11 protein-coding genes are annotated in these 15,505 nt (G+C 62.1%); 6 read left to right on the top strand and 5 right to left on the bottom strand.

Annotated elements, in window-relative coordinates:
• Positions 1–11: 11 nt before the first annotated feature.
• The 5 genes from ABIE53_RS12545 to ABIE53_RS12525 all read right to left on the bottom strand — a co-directional run bounded on the left by ABIE53_RS12545 (position 12) and on the right by ABIE53_RS12525 (position 7,723).
• Positions 12–1,751, bottom strand: coding sequence for a fumarate reductase/succinate dehydrogenase flavoprotein subunit (locus ABIE53_RS12545; RefSeq protein ID WP_053858288.1), 1,740 nt, complete (start codon positions 1,749–1,751; stop codon positions 12–14).
• Positions 1,748–2,581 carry a GntR family transcriptional regulator gene (locus ABIE53_RS12540; RefSeq protein WP_114156181.1) on the bottom strand — a complete coding sequence of 278 codons (834 nt, stop codon included), beginning with the start codon at positions 2,579–2,581 and terminating at the stop codon, positions 1,748–1,750. Before ABIE53_RS12540 ends, ABIE53_RS12545 begins: the two co-directional genes overlap by 4 nt.
• A gap of 159 nt (positions 2,582–2,740) precedes the next feature.
• A complete protein-coding gene (locus ABIE53_RS12535; RefSeq protein WP_114156180.1) occupies positions 2,741–3,925 on the bottom strand; it encodes a porin in 1,185 nt (394 codons plus the stop codon).
• A 69-nt stretch (positions 3,926–3,994) separates the two neighbouring features.
• A complete protein-coding gene (locus tag ABIE53_RS12530; protein ID WP_114156179.1) occupies positions 3,995–6,418 on the bottom strand; it encodes a glycoside hydrolase family 31 protein in 2,424 nt (807 codons plus the stop codon).
• Between the two features lie 18 nt (positions 6,419–6,436).
• Positions 6,437–7,723, bottom strand: a complete 1,287-nt coding sequence (locus ABIE53_RS12525; protein WP_006053087.1) for an MFS transporter — start codon at positions 7,721–7,723, stop codon at positions 6,437–6,439.
• A 604-nt stretch (positions 7,724–8,327) separates the two neighbouring features.
• On the opposite strand from ABIE53_RS12525, the gene ABIE53_RS12520 reads away from it, so the two are divergent.
• The 6 genes from ABIE53_RS12520 (at position 8,328) to ABIE53_RS12495 (ending at position 15,502) form a co-directional block, all read left to right on the top strand.
• Complete coding sequence (locus tag ABIE53_RS12520; RefSeq protein ID WP_006053088.1) at positions 8,328–8,675, top strand: hypothetical protein; 348 nt, start codon at positions 8,328–8,330, stop codon at positions 8,673–8,675.
• Positions 8,676–9,016: 341 nt separating this feature from the next.
• Positions 9,017–10,843 carry an extracellular solute-binding protein gene (locus tag ABIE53_RS12515; protein WP_374710135.1) on the top strand — a complete coding sequence of 609 codons (1,827 nt, stop codon included), beginning with the start codon at positions 9,017–9,019 and terminating at the stop codon, positions 10,841–10,843.
• A 63-nt stretch (positions 10,844–10,906) separates the two neighbouring features.
• On the top strand, positions 10,907–11,944 hold the full coding sequence (locus ABIE53_RS12510) for a microcin C ABC transporter permease YejB (protein ID WP_114156177.1): 1,038 nt from the start codon (positions 10,907–10,909) through the stop codon (positions 11,942–11,944).
• On the top strand, positions 11,944–13,050 hold the full coding sequence (locus ABIE53_RS12505) for an ABC transporter permease (RefSeq protein ID WP_006053091.1): 1,107 nt from the start codon (positions 11,944–11,946) through the stop codon (positions 13,048–13,050). Before ABIE53_RS12510 ends, ABIE53_RS12505 begins: the two co-directional genes overlap by 1 nt.
• A gap of 2 nt (positions 13,051–13,052) precedes the next feature.
• Positions 13,053–14,699, top strand: coding sequence for an ABC transporter ATP-binding protein (locus ABIE53_RS12500; RefSeq protein ID WP_114156176.1), 1,647 nt, complete (start codon positions 13,053–13,055; stop codon positions 14,697–14,699).
• 137 nt (positions 14,700–14,836) lie between these two features.
• Positions 14,837–15,502: a C40 family peptidase gene (locus ABIE53_RS12495; RefSeq protein WP_107706669.1), complete on the top strand. Its 666-nt coding sequence runs from the start codon at positions 14,837–14,839 to the stop codon at positions 15,500–15,502.
• Positions 15,503–15,505: the final 3 nt, after the last annotated feature.

Below are 15,505 nucleotides of genomic sequence, written 5' to 3'. Positions count from 1 at the left end.
GTCATGCTCCGTCAGGCTGTGGCGGCGTCGAGCGCGGGCTCGCCGATCCGCAGGTTGCGATAGGCGTCGCGTTCGTTCTCGTTGAGCGCGACGATGTACGGCTCGACCGCACGCTTTTCGCTCGTCATGCGGCCATTCGCGTCCTTGCGCAAATGCGTATGGCAGAACCATTGCACGTCGTCGCGCTGCGGGTAATCCACGCGATGGTGGTAAAGCCCCCAGCGGCTCTCGGTGCGAAAAAGCGATGCACGTGCGGCCATTTCCGCGCAATCGCGTATCGCGCGCACTTCGGCAGCGCGCATCAACTCGTGCGGATTGGTGGCCGACATCGATTCGATATCCGAACTGATTTCAGCAAAGCGCTGTAGACCGATTTCCATTTTGCGTGTGACCTTCGGCGGCTGCAGGTAGTCGTTCACCATCCGGCGCAGCTTGTATTCGACCTGCGCGGGCGCGAGACCGTTGCTGCGCTCTAGCGGTGCATAAATGCGCGCGCGCTCGGCGTCGATCTGCTCTTCGTCGACGGCCGCATGTTCGCGGCCCGCCACGTAGTCCGCCGCGTTGTGCCCCGCGAACCATCCATACGTGAACGCGCCGAGCATGTAGTTGTGCGGCACGGCCGCCATGTCGCCGGCAGCATACAGTCCCGGCACGGTGGTTTCCGCGCGCGCGTTCACATACACGCCCGACGCGCTGTGTCCGCTGCAAAACCCGATCTCCGAAATGTGCATCTCGATCATCTGGCTGCGGTAATCGGTGCCGCGTCCCTCATGAAAGCGGCCGCGGCTCGGGCGCTCGTTCGTATGCAGAATCTGTTCGATCGTCTGAATGGTTTCTTCCGCGAGATGGTCGAGCTTCAGGAACACAGGGCCGTTGCCGCTTTGCAGTTCCTGATAAAACTCCCACATCATCTGGCCGCTCCAGTAATCGCATTCGATAAAGCGCTCGCCCTTGCCATTCGCGGTAAAGCCGCCGAGCGGACCGGTGACATACGCGCACGCGGGGCCGTTGTAGTCCTTGATGAGCGGATTGATCTGGAAGCACTCCAGATTCGCGAGCGCGGCGCCGGCGTGATAGGCCATCGCGTAGCCGTCGCCGGCATTCGTCGGGTTCTCGTAGGTGCCCATCAGATAGCCGGACGCCGGCAACCCGAGTCTTCCGGCCGCGCCGCAACTCAGCACGACGGCCTTCGCGCGCACCACGTAAAAGTCGGCGGTGCGGCAATCGAAGCCGAGCACGCCGCACACGCGGCCTTGCGAATCGGTCAACAGGCGCGTCGCCACGATGCGGTTCGTGATCGCGACGCGCGCGCGTTTGAGCTGCCTGTACAGCACTTTCTTGATGTCGTGGCCTTCGGGCATCGGCAGCACATACGAACCCATGTGATGCACTTTCTTGACCGCGTAGTCGCCGTTGCCGTCCTTTTCGAACTTTACGCCCCAGCGGTCGAGTTCCTCGATCGTCGTGAAGCTATGGCGTGCATACGCGTACACGGCCTCCTGATCCACGATGCCGTCGTTCGCGATCGTGATCTCGCGTGTGTACTGCTCGGGCGTCGCGTGGCCGGGAATCACCGCGTTGTTCAGGCCGTCCATGCCCATCGAGATCGCGCCGCTGCGCTTCACGTTGGCCTTTTCCAGCAGCAATACCTTCAGAGACGGATCGCGTTCTTTCGCCTTGACGGCGGCCATTGGGCCGGCCGTGCCGCCGCCGACCACGACGACGTCGTAGTCGAGTACATGGGTATTCATCGTGCCTCCGTTGCGTTTTTGGGGCTTTTTTGCAGGGGTTTTTGCTGTTGTTTTTGCTGTTCTTTCTCGCGGTCCACGCGCAGCCGGTATTGGAAGGCGTCGCCGCGAAAGTACAGATATTCGAAGTCGACAGGCTGTCCCGACGCGTCGTGCGTGAGACGCTCGATACGCAATACCGGGCTGCCTTCTTCGACGCGCAACGCATCGACGATATCGGCGTCGGCGAGAATCGCGTCGATGGACACATCGGCGTGACCGAGCGGCACACCGCAGTCGTTCTCGAGAATCAGGAAGATGTCGCGCGTCGCGAGGTCCGCGTTCGCGAGGCGCTTGCCCAGCGCTTCGGGCACCCACGTCAGTTCGAGCGAGACGGGCTCGCGATTGAGCAGCCGCACGCGATGAATCTCCGTGACAGGCGCGCCCTCGGCAATGTTCAGGCGCATCGCGACGTGGCGGCTGGCTTCGACCGTTCTGAAACTGCGCAACTGGTTGACGATTTCATAGCCCATCGACGACATCGCTTCGGCAAAGCCCTGCAGCGACGTGACGTTCTGAAATGCCTTGGGCTTCGCGACGAAGGTGCCCTTGCCATGCAGTTTGAACAGCAGACCTTCCTTCTGCAAATCGCCGAGCGCCTGGCGCACGGTGATGCGGCTCACAGCGAATCTGCGGCACAGTTCGTGTTCGGACGGCATCTGCGAATGCGGCGCATACGTGCCGTCGAGAATGCGCTCGCGCAGCGCGTCCTTGATCTGCGCGTACAGCGGAAGCGGGGAGACCGAGGCGGGAGCAGTGTCGGCGCCCAGCGGTACGAGAGTCGTTTTCGACATCGCTCAAACTTGTTATGACAAGACGATGTGAGTCTAGTAAGACGTCGTCTGCGATCAAACCAAGTTTTTCTGCTTTGTATTTCTCGCCGCGGAGTTAGAAGAATGAAAGCGCGGAAGATGCGCTGCAACGCCGGCAGCGCATCGTGCCCGGATGCAAAGTTAGAACGCGTGCCTCAAGCCGACCATGCCGACGAACTGCGAAGGTCCCGACGACGGCGTCGTGTTCTGCGAGTCGCCGACCACGGCCACTGCGTCGATGATGCTCGTCGCGCTGCTGCCCGCCGCGGCGAGCGTCTTGCCTCGCGCGAGCTGATACGCCTCGAGCGCGTAGAGCGTGGTGCGAGTGGAAAGGCTGTACGTCTGTTCGAGCGAAATCTGGTGATAGCGCGCGGGATCGCTGACGCCGTTCGCCTTGCTCGCCCGCGTGTAGCTGTAGCCGGCGCCGACAATTACGGCCGGCGTGATCCGGTACGTGGAAATCACGCCGTAGGTATTGAACACGCCTTCGCTTGCGAACAGCGAGCCGTGGCCCGGCGCGTATTGCACATTCGAATAGTTGATGCCGACCATCAGATCCTGCGCCGTGTAGCGTGCCGCGGCCGCGAACAACTGCGCACTGCGCGCCGTCGCGTAGCCGCTATTCACCGGCGAATTGATCGCGTAAGTGCCGAGCGCGGCGCTCGTCGCAATGTCCTTGAGCTTGACATAGCCCGCCGCGATGGCGAACGGTTTGTAGTCGTAGCGGAACGCCGCGCTGAAGTGGCTACCGTTCGCAACACTGCCCGGCACGCCGCCGAGCCCGTATTGCGCGCTGAATTGCAGACCTGCGAGTGTCGGCGATAGATAGGTAACCGAATTATTCAGGCGCAGCGTGGTGTCGAGTGCGTCGATGTCGCCGGGATGCGCGCCCGTTGCGCCGGTCAGCACGCCGGTCGGTCCTAGTGCGCCGACCATCTGGAAGTAGGGCGTGTACTGGCGGCCGAGCGTCACGGTGCCATAGCGGTCATTGCTGAGTCCCACGTACGCCTGACGGTTGAAGATGAAACCCGAACTGCTCTGCGCGCCCGTCAGCGAATTGAAGCCGCTTTCAAGCCGAAAAATCGCCTTGGTGCCGCCGCCGAGATCTTCCGCGCCGAGCAGGCCGAATTTGCTTGCTTGCAGATTGCCCTGGCTCATGTAGAAGTTCGCATGGCCGCGCTGATTGCTGACATAGGTGAACGCGTTGTCCACCACGCCGTATAGCGTGACGCTGCTTTGTGCCGATACGCCGCTCGACAGCAATGCGCCCGCGAGCGGCAGGCACGACATGACCGCGCGGGTCCGTGCGCGCTTCGATGAATTCATGGTGAGAAGTCTCCGGTCCAGTCTTTCGGTGTTTTCGGTGTTGTGTGATGCAACGGAATAGCGCGCGTTTCAGGGCGCGAGGGAAATGGTCAGGCATCGCCAGCCGTCGGCGGATTCGTCGTTAAGCAGCGTGCCGCGTGTGCACGTGACCGGTCGCGTTTCGTGTGCAGGCACGAACAGACGGACTTCGTTCTGCGTGTGCGGCATCGCGCCTTCGCGTTCTATGGCAACGCGCAGCGTCGCGGCGTCGCTCGCAATCGTCACGTTCCAGCGGCCTTGCGCGCCCGAACGCCAGGCTTCGCTTTCGCCGTCGTCTTCGATCGAGCCGCCATTTGCTGTGCCTGCGCCCAGGTAAGGCACGGCGATGAACGCGCGTTCGTCGGCGGATTGGCCGAAGTGCTGCTCGGCAGTGTTCAATGCGATCACACTGCCTTCGCGCAACAACATGACCGGTTGCTCGAACGGTGCGGGCAGCGTCACGCTCTGGCCGCCGTCGAACGATTCGCCGCTCCAGTACGACACCCAGCGCGTTCCCGTGGGCAGATAGGCGTCGCGCGTCGCTTGACCGGCATCCACCACCGGCGCGATCAGCATCGAGGAGCCGAGCATCATGTCGTCGCCATCGACGAGACAACGCGGGTCATGCGGAAACTCGGCGAACATGGGCCGCAAAACCGGCTCGTAGGCACTGTGCGATTGCCAGAGCAACTCGTACAGATACGGAATCAGCCGATAGCGCAGCTTGATGAGCGCGGCGATCTGCGGAGTCACTTCAGGGTACATCCACGGCTCGTTGACGGTGCCGTCGTCATTCCACGAATGAATGCTAAAGCGCGGCAGGAAGATGCCGAACGCGACCCAGCGCGCGAACAGTTCGGGACCGGGAGCGGGGCCCGAGAATCCGCCGATGTCATGGCCGCTGTTCGACACGCCGGACATCGCGAGCCCGAGACCCATCTTCAGATTGAAACGCAGCGTTTCCCACGACGTGTAGTTATCGCCCGACCACGTCTGAACATACCGATGCATGCCCACGCCGCCCGAACGCGAAACGAGAAAAGGCCTGCGTTCAGGGGCGAATTCGCGTTGCGCGTCGCGCGAGGCTCGCATCATCAACTGCGTTTGCAGCACCTTCGCCTGGTGCGCCGGATAGGCGTTGCCGAAGCCGCGCGCGATGGCGTCGCGTGTCCAGATTTCGAACTCGTTGTTGTCGTTCCAGGTTGCAGCGATGCCGTGTTTCAGCAGGCTTTCTTTCACCCGCGACTTCCACCAGTCGATCGTGTCGGGATTGGTGAAGTCGAGGTACGCGCCGACTTCGTCCCAGAACTGCACCCACGCGGGTTCGCCGTCGCGCGACTCGATCAGCAGGCCGGCCTTCGCGGCTTCTTCGAATGCAGGGTGATCCTGCAGCAGGCACGGCTTGATGTTCGCGCACAGACGCACGCCGTGTTCGAGATAGCCGTTGACGAAGCCGTCGATGTCCGGAAACTTCTCGTGATTCCAGTTGAAGACGTAGCGCTTCGGGCCGATCGACGTATAGCCCGACGACAGGTGGAACGAATCGCACAACACGTCGTGTTCGCTGCATCGTTCGATGAATTCGCCCATGCGTTGCTGCGCGTCCGGCGCGTCGGTGTAGCTCATCGTCGAGCCCGAATAGCCGAGTCCCCATTTGGGCATCCACGCGGGACGTCCGGTGAGCCACGTAAAGCGGCGCACCGCATGCAACGGCGTATCCGCCGACGCGATGAAGTAATAGTCGAGGTCGCCATGCTCCGCCACGAAATGGCGATAGTGGCCGTGATAGTTGTCGAGCTCGCGGCCCATGTCGAAGCGGCAATCGGCGAGCGTGTCGTAAAAGAGCCCGAAGCCCGTCGACGTTTGCGGCTGCCACGTCACGTAAAACGGAATGTGCTTGTAGAGCGGATCGGTCGTGCGCGCGTTGTAGCCCATCGCGTCGATATTGCGCATCTCGTACGACTGCTCCGCGCGATCGAGCGAGCCGGCTCTCTCGCCGAGACCGACGTAGATCTCGTCCTTGCGCCGCTCGACGTAGTGATAAACGCGCTCGTCCCACCAGCCGAAGTTGTACGCCTGCGTCTTGCGGTCGTTCATCACGCAATGCCATTTGGCGCCGCGCAGAATGTCCCACGCGCAGAAGCCGCCGTTAAGCGTCACGCGTAGACGGATGCACGCCGTTTGCACGACGAGTTGCGCGCCGTCGTTCGATACGTGAATGGGCGGCGGCGTGAAGCCGCTCATGTCGCGCCGTTCGCGGCCTTCGAGCGCAACGTCTTCCGCGCCGGGCGCGATGGCCCAGGTGCGCGGGCCATGCAGTTCGCCGTCCGGCAACACCAGCACGCGGATGATGTCTTCGGCGAGAACGTAGAGTTCGATCCGGCAATTCGCGGGCGAAGCGAGAACGATGCGATTGCCTTCGTGAGACGCTAGCGCGAAGCGCGGCGGATGCTTCAGATTCGTGATTGAGCGCATGATGAGTTCTCGATGAAATCACGCCGCTGCATTCGAGGCCGCATCGGCTTCGCGCGGACGTGCGTCGCGCGAAACGCCGCGCATCAGGATGATCAGCAGCGTCGCGCCGATGATGTCGAAAGCGCCGAGCGCGCCAAAGAGCGGTGTATAGCCGATGGTGTCCGCGAGCGCGCCCACCAGCAGCGAAAAGCCGAGGCCGCCGATCCACGCGGACATGCCCGCGAAACCCGCGACAGTGCCGACTTCGCCCGGATCGAAGACATCGGCGGCGAGCGTGTTGACGAGCGCGGAGATCATCTGATGCGCAAAGCCGCCGACGCAGAAAAGTGCGATTGCTTCGTACGGCGAAGCAACGAGACCGATGCAGGCGGGCCCGAGCATCATCAATGCGCCGAGCGCGACGCCTGCAATGCGCGACCAGATCAGCGGCACGCGCAGATGCTTCATCAGGAACGGCGACAGATAGCCGCCGAACAGACCGCCCAGGTCAGCCGCGAGGAACGGCAGCCACGCGAACAGCGCGATCTGTTTCAGATCCATATGGCGCTGCGTGGCGAGGTAAAGCGGAATCCAGAAGCTGAAGGTCTGCCATGCGGGCTCGGCGAAAAAGCGCGCTTGCGCGATTGCCCAGAAGCGGCGCGTGCGCAGCACTTCGCGAATGCTGCTGCGCCGCGCGGCCGGCGGCGTCTGTCCGCTGATGATGGTTTGGCGTTCGGCTTCGCCGATGTGCGCATGCTCGGCCGGCGAACGGTACAACGTGTACCACGCCGCGGCCCAGATGAAGCCGAGCGCGCCCGTCACGGCGAACGCGCTTTGCCATCCGTAACGAAGCGAGAGGAACACGACGAGCGGAGGCGCAAGCAAGGAGCCGAGCGACGTGCCTGCATTGAAGTAGCCGACCGCAACCGATTTCTCGCGATTCGGAAACCATTCGGCGACCACTTTCATGCCGGCCGGAATCGCGACGGCTTCAGTGAGGCCCATCAGACCGCGCAGCGCGGCGAGCGAGAACCAGCCGCTCGCGAAGCCGTGCAGCACGCCCGTGAGCGACCAGAGGCACGCAAAGAGGGCGAAGCCGAGGCGCAGACCGATCAGATCGATGATGAGACCGCACACCGGTTGCATGACCGTGTAGCCCACCTGGAACGCGCCGACCACATACGAGTACTGCTGCGTGCTCATGTGCATGAGCTTCATCAACTCGGGGGCCATCACGCCGAGCGCGTTGCGCGACAGGTAATTGACGATCGTCCCAAGACATACGAGAGCGATGATCCACCAGCGCAAACCAATGATTGTCTTCAAAGTCTGTCTCCGTGCCCGCATGTCCGGTGGCCAGCCGCTGACGCGGCAATGCGCGAATTCGAACATTTATCGGCGTTTAGTGTCAGTCATCGTATCACTGAGAAAGCTGTTTCATACTAGGGAAAACCATTGTTTGTAGCGCTGTATGGCCGGATTTAACGTGAGTATATGGGAGACGCGGTCGTGCGACCGTAACGAAGTCCGACGACTGCTTTCTTATCATAGGGCGATTAAAATGTTCTTTCGAACATGTAATGTTCATTGACGATCGGCGTGGTCGCCGCCGTGCAGCGCCCGCTCATGCCCGCGTGCGTCAGCAAGCGGGCAGGGGACCGCCGCCGGGCCGCAGGCGGCTTAAACGGCATAATAATTCGCCATCCTATGTATTTCGACGACTGCAGAGACCGCAAAAGCAGGCATGCGCGCCTTTGCCCTGGCTTTCCACTCGCTGCGTTCACCTACTCGGAACCGCCCAGGATGTAACCGGAAGTAACGTCAGACCGATGCTGCGATCTTATGCATCAGTTATTACAAAGTTGAAATACGCGGCTTGCGGGGTTGGGCTATATTTCCGCCAACAACACATTCTTCCAAAGGGTGATCGATGAAGTCCGCTCGTTTTGTTCCGCTTCTTCTCGGGGTTATCGCGTTGGGCGCGTCGGGTGCAGCCATGGCCGGCGGCGTCAATATCGGTGTCAATATCGGCATTCCCGCGCCGGTCTACGTGGCGCCGGCTCCCGTTTATGCGCCGCCTCCGCCGCCCCCGCCGCCTGTCGTGTATCAGCCGGCGCCGGTGTATTACGGCGCGCCGGCCGTCGTGATCGGCTGGCATGGCGACCGCTACTGGGACGGCCGCCGCTACTGGGCGCGCGACGACTGGTATCGCCATCATCCGCCGGGCCGCTATGACTATCGCCGCGATCACTACGATCACGGCCGCGGCTGGCATTGAACGGCAGCCGCGAATCTTTAGCGTCTTTGGCGCCTTTAGCTTCAGCGACGAGACAAACCGAACCGCCCCAACGGGCGGTTTTTTTATGCCTTCGCGCGTCGGCGATGTGGCCAGCGAACCTACAGTTGGCGTGAGTTTATTCGGTAGAATTCCCTCACCACGCAATTGCCCACTGACCAAAGGCGCTTATGACAACTGGCTCGCGACGGGTTCCATCGCCTCGTGCGCTTCAATGTGTTATCCAATACGTTATTCGACGCGTTACTTCGAGGCGCTCGCGTGTCGGTCCGGCCGTTGCATCGCGGTCATCGCGCAAAGCCTGCGTCGCGATAGGGTGTGGCGTGGTCGCTGCGGTAGGTCTCTTCGCGGCGCCGCAGGCTCGCGCGGTCTATGCAATCGCGCAGTACGGCGAGCCCAAGTATCCGGCCGGCTTCAAGCATTTTGGCTACGTCAACCCGAATGCGCCGAAGGGCGGCACGCTCGTGCTGGCCAATCCGAGCCGCCTGACCAGCTTCGATAAATTCAATCCGTTCACGCTGCGCGGCAATACCGCGCCCGGCGTCGACCTGCTGTTCGAAAGCCTGACGACCGGTAGCAGCGACGAAGTGGCGTCCGCCTACGGCTTGCTCGCCGACGACATCAAGGTTGCACCGGACGGTCTGTCGGCCACCTTCCATATCAACCCGCGCGCGCGCTTTTCGAACGGCGATCCCGTTACCGCGGACGACGTCAAGTATTCGCTCGACACGCTCAAGAGTCCGCAAGCCGCGCCGCAGTTCATGTCGATCTTCGGTCAGATCGTGCGCGCGGTCGTCGTCGATCCGCAGACGGTGCGCTTCGAATTTCACCAGCGCAATCGCGAGTTGCCGCTGCTCGCGGGCGGCATGCCCGTGTTCTCGCGCAAGTGGGGGATGAAAGCCGACGGCAGCCATATTCCGTTCGATCAGCTAGCGTTCGAAAAGCCCATTGGCAGCGGTCCGTATCTGATCGAACGCTACGACAACGGGCGCACCATCGCCTATCGACGCAACCCCGATTACTGGGGCGCGGCGCTGCCGGTGCGCGTGGGCATGTACAACTTCGATCGCATCGTCTACAAGCTGTATTCCGATAGCGTCGCGCGGCTCGAAGCGTTCAAGGCGGGCGAATACGATGCACTCGTCGAGTATGTCGCGCGTAACTGGGTGCGGCGCGATGTTGGGAAGCGGTTCGATAGCGGCGAACTGATCAAGAAGGTGTTCCCGCAGCACAACGGCACCGGCATGCAGGGCTTCATGCTGAACACGCGACGGCCGTTGTTCCAGGACGTGCGCGTGCGCAAGGCACTCGATCTCGCGCTCGATTTCCAGTGGCTGAACCGGCAGTTGTTCTTCAATCAGTACAGCCGTATCGACAGTTTCTTTGCCAACACCGATCTGCAGGCAAAGGGACTGCCTTCGCCCGGTGAACTGGCGCTGCTCGAGCCGTGGCGCGCGAAGCTCGACCCTGCGGTTTTCGGGCCGCCGCCGAAGCAGCCCGACACCGATCCGCCGGGCTCTTTGCGCGCGAATCTGCTGCAAGCCCGCGCGTTGTTGCAAGAGGCCGGATGGACCTATCGCGACGGCGCGCTGCGCAACGCGAAAGGCGAGCCGTTCGAGTTCGAGATACTCGACGACTCAGGATCGGCTGGGCAAATGGAGCCGATCGTCGCGACCTTCATTCGGAACCTGAAAAAGCTCGGCATTACGGCAACGTTTCGCGTGGCGGACTTCGCGGTGTATCAGAAGCGCCTCGACGCGTTCGACTTCGATACCACGACGATTCGCATGCCCGACGTGCAGGTGCCAGGTTCCGAGCAGATCGAGCGCTTCGGCAGCAAGGCAGCGGATACCCACGGCTCGGACAACGTAATCGGCTTGAAGTCGCCGGCCGTCGATGCAATCCTGCGCGCGCTCGTGCAGGCGCAAACGCGCGAGCAACTGCTGGATGCGACGCATGCGCTCGATCGCGTGCTGATGCATGGCTATTATGTGGTGCCGCACTGGTACAGCGCGACGCATCGGGTGGCGTTCAAGCGCGGGCTGGCCTGGCCGTCGACGCTGCCCCTGTACTATGGCGCGGAAGGCTGGATCACGTCGACGTGGTGGTTCGCAGAGCCGCAAGCGGCGAGTCAGGCGAAGCCGCAGTAATCGACCGCATTGAACCCGCACGCTATCGTCATTCACACACCGCCCTCGCAACGGAACGCCGCCATGTGGAGCTACATTCTCAAACGCCTGCTGCTGATGATTCCGACTTTGCTCGGCGTGCTGACGCTGACCTTCGTCGTGATCCAGTTCGTGCCGGGCGGTCCCGTCGAACAGATGCAGCATGAACTGCGCAAGGGCGCCGAGGGCGCGGCGCCGTTCGGCCTGCGCGCGCACAGCGGCGTGGACGCGCAGCAGATCGCGCAACTCAAGGCGCTCTACGGTTTCGACAAACCGCCGCTCGAGCGCTATGTGCTGATGCTCAAGCGCTTCTCGACGTTCGATCTCGGACAGAGCTATTTCCGCCATCAGAGCGTGTGGTCGCTGATCGTGTCCAAGTTGCCGGTGTCGATCAGCATCGGTTTATGGACGTTTTTTCTCACGTATCTGATTTCGGTGCCGCTCGGCATTTCGAAAGCGGTGCGCAACGGCTCGCGCTTCGACATCGCGACGAGTCTCGTCGTGCTGATCGGTTATGCGATCCCGGGCTTCGTGCTCGGCGTGCTGCTGCTCGTGCTGTTCGGCGGCGGCACGTTCCTGCAGCTTTTCCCGTTGCGCAATCTCACGTCGGATAACTGGGCGCAATTGAGCGTCGTAGGCAAGGTGCTCGATTACCTGTGGCATATCGCGTTGCCGATCACGGCTTCGGTGGTGGGCAGTTTTGCGGTCGTCACGATGCTCACGAAGAATGCCTTTCTCGACGAGATTCGCAAGCAATACGTGCTGACCGCGCGCGCCAAAGGTCTCTCGGAGAAACGCGTGCTGTGGAAGCATGTGTTTCGCAACGCGATGCTGCCGCTGATCGTCGGTTTTCCCGCAGCGTTTATCGGCGCCTTTTTCACGGGCAGTTTGCTGATCGAGACGCTCTTTTCGCTCGACGGTCTCGGCTTGCTGTCGTATGAGTCGGTCGTGCGGCGCGACTATCCGGTCGTGCTCGGCACGCTCTATCTCTTCACGCTGATCGGCCTCGCGACGAAGCTCGTTTCCGATCTTTGCTATGTGTGGGTCGATCCCCGCATCCAATTCGAACAACTGGAACGCTGATGAATCGAGCCCGCCTCTCAGCCGATGCAGCAGCGCGCGTCGAACCCGCGCGCGCGTTCGTCTCGCCTTCGCCCGCGCGCCGCATATGGCAGCGCTTTCGCCAACAGCGTCTTGGTTACTGGAGTCTGATCGTATTTGTCGTGGCGTTCGCTGCGAGCCTCGCGGGGCCGCTTTGGTCGAACGACAAACCGCTCGTGGTGCGCTACGACGGCCATCTGTATTTCCCGCTTTTCAACACCTACGCGGAAACGACCTTCGGCGGCGATTTCCCCGCGCCCGCGGATTATCTCGATCCTTATATCAAGCAGCGTTTCGACGCGCCGGGCAATTTCGCCGTGTATCCGCCGAACCATTATTACTACGACACGCTGAACTATTTTTCGAAAGCGCCGAACCCGGCGCCGCCTTCGCGTGAAAACTGGCTCGGCACCGACGATCGCGGCCGCGATCTGTTCGCCCGTCTGCTGTACGGCTTTCGCGTCTCGGTGGAATTCGGCCTCGTGCTGACTTTCATCGGCACGATACTCGGCATCGCGGCGGGCGCCGTGCAAGGTTATTTCGGAGGACGTACTGATATTGTCGGGCAGCGCCTGATCGAAATATGGAGCGCGATGCCGGAGCTTTATCTGCTGATCATTTTCTCGTCGATCTTCGAGCCCGGATTTATTCTGCTGATCGTGCTGCTCTCGTTGTTCGGCTGGATCGGTCTGTCCGACTATGTGCGCGCGGAGTTTTTGCGCAACCGTCAGCAGGACTACGTGCGTGCGGCGAAAGCGATGGGCCTGTCCAACTGGCAGATCATGTGGCGTCACGTGCTGCCCAACAGTCTGACGCCGGTGATTACGTTCCTGCCGTTTCGCATGAGCGGTTCGATTCTCGCGCTGACCAGTCTCGATTTCCTTGGCCTTGGCGTGCCTTCGCCGACGCCGAGCCTTGGCGAGCTGCTCGCGCAGGGCAAGGCGAATCTCGACGCGTGGTGGATTTCGTTGTCGACCTTCGGGGTGCTGGTCGCGATGCTGTTGCTGCTGACTTTCATGGGCGACGCGCTGCGCAACGCGCTCGACACCCGCATCTCCGATGCGATGCGCGCCGGAGGAAACCAGTGAGCATGCAACGGCAAACGAACGGACAGCAGCACGACGGCGGCGAAGCGGGGAGCCACGCGCCGCTACTGGAACTGGATCACCTTCATGTGAGCTTCGGCGAAACGGTCGCCGTCGACGACGTCACGCTGACCATTCGCCGCGGTGAGCGCATCGCGCTGGTCGGCGAATCGGGTTCGGGCAAGAGCGTGACGGCGCTGTCGATCCTGCGTCTGTTGAGCGACGCGCAGGTGAGCGGCGCGATCCGTTTCGACGGCGAGGATCTGCTTGCCAAGAGCGAGCGCGAGATGCGCGGCCTGCGCGGCTCGGACATCGCGATGATCTTTCAGGAGCCGATGACGGCGCTCAACCCGCTCTACACGATCGGCGAGCAGATTGCGGAGACGATCGTCGTGCACGACGGCGTGCCGGCAGCGGAAGCCCGCAAGCGCGCGGTCGCGCTGCTTGGACGCACGGGCATTCCCGAGCCGGGCAAGCGCGTGAACAGCTACCCGCACGAGCTTTCCGGCGGACAACGACAGCGCGCGATGATCGCGATGGCGCTCGCGTGCCGTCCGCGTCTCTTGCTCGCGGATGAGCCGACCACCGCGCTCGACGTGACGATTCGCGCGCAAATCGTCGACTTGCTGCTCGAACTGCAGCGCGACGAAGCCGAAAAGCGCGGCATGGCCGTGCTGCTGATCACGCACGACCTGAACCTCGTGCGCCACTTCGCGCAGCGCATCGCGGTGATGGAAAACGGCGTGCTCGTCGAAAGCGGATCGGTGGAGCAGGTGTTCGAGTCGCCGCAGCATCCGTACACGCAGCGGCTGCTCGCGAGCCGGCCGCAGCGCACGGTCGTGCCGGTGCTGCCCATTTCGCCCGTGCTGCTGGAAGCGCGGGGCGTATCCGTCGATTTCAAAACGAAGTTGCCGGGCGTGGCCGGCTGGTTCCGCTCGGGGCGCTTTCGTGCGGTCGCCGACGCGACGATTGCCGTGCGGCAAGGCGAGACGCTCGGGATTGTCGGCGAATCGGGCTCGGGCAAGTCGACGCTCGCGATGGCGCTGCTCGGCCTGCAGCGCACCGCGCATGGCGACATCGAATTTCAGGGCAGGGCGCTCGGCAGCTACCGCGGCACGGAGCAGACGACGTTGCGCTCGAACATGCAGGTCGTGTTTCAGGACCCGTTCAGCTCGCTTTCGCCGCGTCAGACGATCGAACGCATTGTTGGGGAAGGGCTCGCGCTGCACCGGCCGCAGATGTCGCCGCAAGCGCGGCGCGACAAGGTGCTTGCCGTGCTGCGCGAGGTCGCGATCGACCGGACCGCGCTTTTCCGGTATCCGCACGAGTTTTCCGGCGGGCAGCGCCAGCGCATCGCGATTGCGCGGGCGCTCGTGGTCGAGCCGCGCATTCTGATCCTCGACGAACCGACCAGCGCGCTGGATGTTTCGATCCAGCAGCAGGTGCTGAAACTCCTCGCCGGACTGCAGCAGAAGTACAACCTCGGCTTCGTTTTCATCAGCCACGACCTGGCCGTGATCGGGGCGATGGCACACCGCGTGGCGGTCATGCAAAACGGTTCTATCGTCGAAAGTGGAGACGTTGAGAAGATCTTTGCGACGCCTTCGCACCCGTACACTCGAAAACTCCTGAAAGCCGCATCAGACCGCTGATTTTTCACCCTTTCACCAATTGGGTGCGTGTCTCGATTGTATTTTTCTATTTGTTTTGACACGTGAATACTTACTGGCTAGTATCGACCAAACTTTTTTCCGTAGACCCCTGATTCTTTAGCAAAAAATACCGACCAATGCAGCACAGAAATCTGACCCAGGCTTGCACGCGCGCCGTCGCCGGGATGTTCATTGGCGTCTTGATCGCAGCAGCTCCCGGCGCTTTCGCCGACGAAGTAAGCAGTTTCAATCAGAATGCCTCCTTTTCGCCGACTAACCCGGCGAATTCCTCGTCTTCCTCCAGTTCGCAATCGCTCGCCGGCAACACCGACAGCGGCGCCAAATCGTTTCTTTCCGGCATGGCCGGCAAGGCGGGCGACGTGGTCGTCGGCGCGCTGAACATGATCGGCGTGCGCTACCGCTGGGGCGGCAACACGCCGGACTCCGGGCTCGATTGCAGCGGATTCGTGCGCTACGTGTTCCAGGACACGCTGGGCATGGCACTGCCGCGCCGCGCCGAGGAAATGAGCCGCGTCGGCGAAAAGGTTCGCGTGAGCGACCTGAAGCCGGGCGACCTGGTGTTCTTCAACACGATGCGCCGCACGTTCTCGCACGTCGGCATCTATATCGGCGACAACAAGTTCGTGCATTCGCCTTCCACGGGCAGCACGATCCGCGTCGACGACATGGATAGCGGCTACTGGGAAAAGCGCTTCACGGGCGCACGCCGGATCGAGACGTCGTATCAGGAAGGCGAAGATCTGCGCAAGCGCGTGAATGCGACGATCGGCGGAAATAACTGATTC

It is taken from the genome of Paraburkholderia sp. OAS925 (assembly GCF_040543975.1).
GTDB classification, from domain to species: domain Bacteria; phylum Pseudomonadota; class Gammaproteobacteria; order Burkholderiales; family Burkholderiaceae; genus Paraburkholderia; species Paraburkholderia graminis.
Note: the sequence above shows the minus strand (reverse complement) of the source record. Positions and strands in the feature narration are given on the sequence as shown.

Excerpts from the sequence above, each read along its gene's own strand:
- ABIE53_RS12545 (WP_053858288.1), bottom strand. The coding sequence starts at position 1,751 with ATGAATACCCATGTACTCGACTACGACGTCGTCGTGGTCGGCGGCGGC.
- ABIE53_RS12540 (WP_114156181.1), bottom strand. The coding sequence starts at position 2,581 with ATGTCGAAAACGACTCTCGTACCGCTGGGCGCCGACACTGCTCCCGCC.
- ABIE53_RS12535 (WP_114156180.1), bottom strand. The coding sequence starts at position 3,925 with ATGAATTCATCGAAGCGCGCACGGACCCGCGCGGTCATGTCGTGCCTG.
- ABIE53_RS12530 (WP_114156179.1), bottom strand. The coding sequence starts at position 6,418 with ATGCGCTCAATCACGAATCTGAAGCATCCGCCGCGCTTCGCGCTAGCG.
- ABIE53_RS12520 (WP_006053088.1), top strand. The coding sequence starts at position 8,328 with ATGAAGTCCGCTCGTTTTGTTCCGCTTCTTCTCGGGGTTATCGCGTTG.
- ABIE53_RS12510 (WP_114156177.1), top strand. The coding sequence starts at position 10,907 with ATGTGGAGCTACATTCTCAAACGCCTGCTGCTGATGATTCCGACTTTG.
- ABIE53_RS12505 (WP_006053091.1), top strand. The coding sequence starts at position 11,944 with ATGAATCGAGCCCGCCTCTCAGCCGATGCAGCAGCGCGCGTCGAACCC.
- ABIE53_RS12500 (WP_114156176.1), top strand. The coding sequence starts at position 13,053 with ATGCAACGGCAAACGAACGGACAGCAGCACGACGGCGGCGAAGCGGGG.
- ABIE53_RS12495 (WP_107706669.1), top strand. The coding sequence starts at position 14,837 with ATGCAGCACAGAAATCTGACCCAGGCTTGCACGCGCGCCGTCGCCGGG.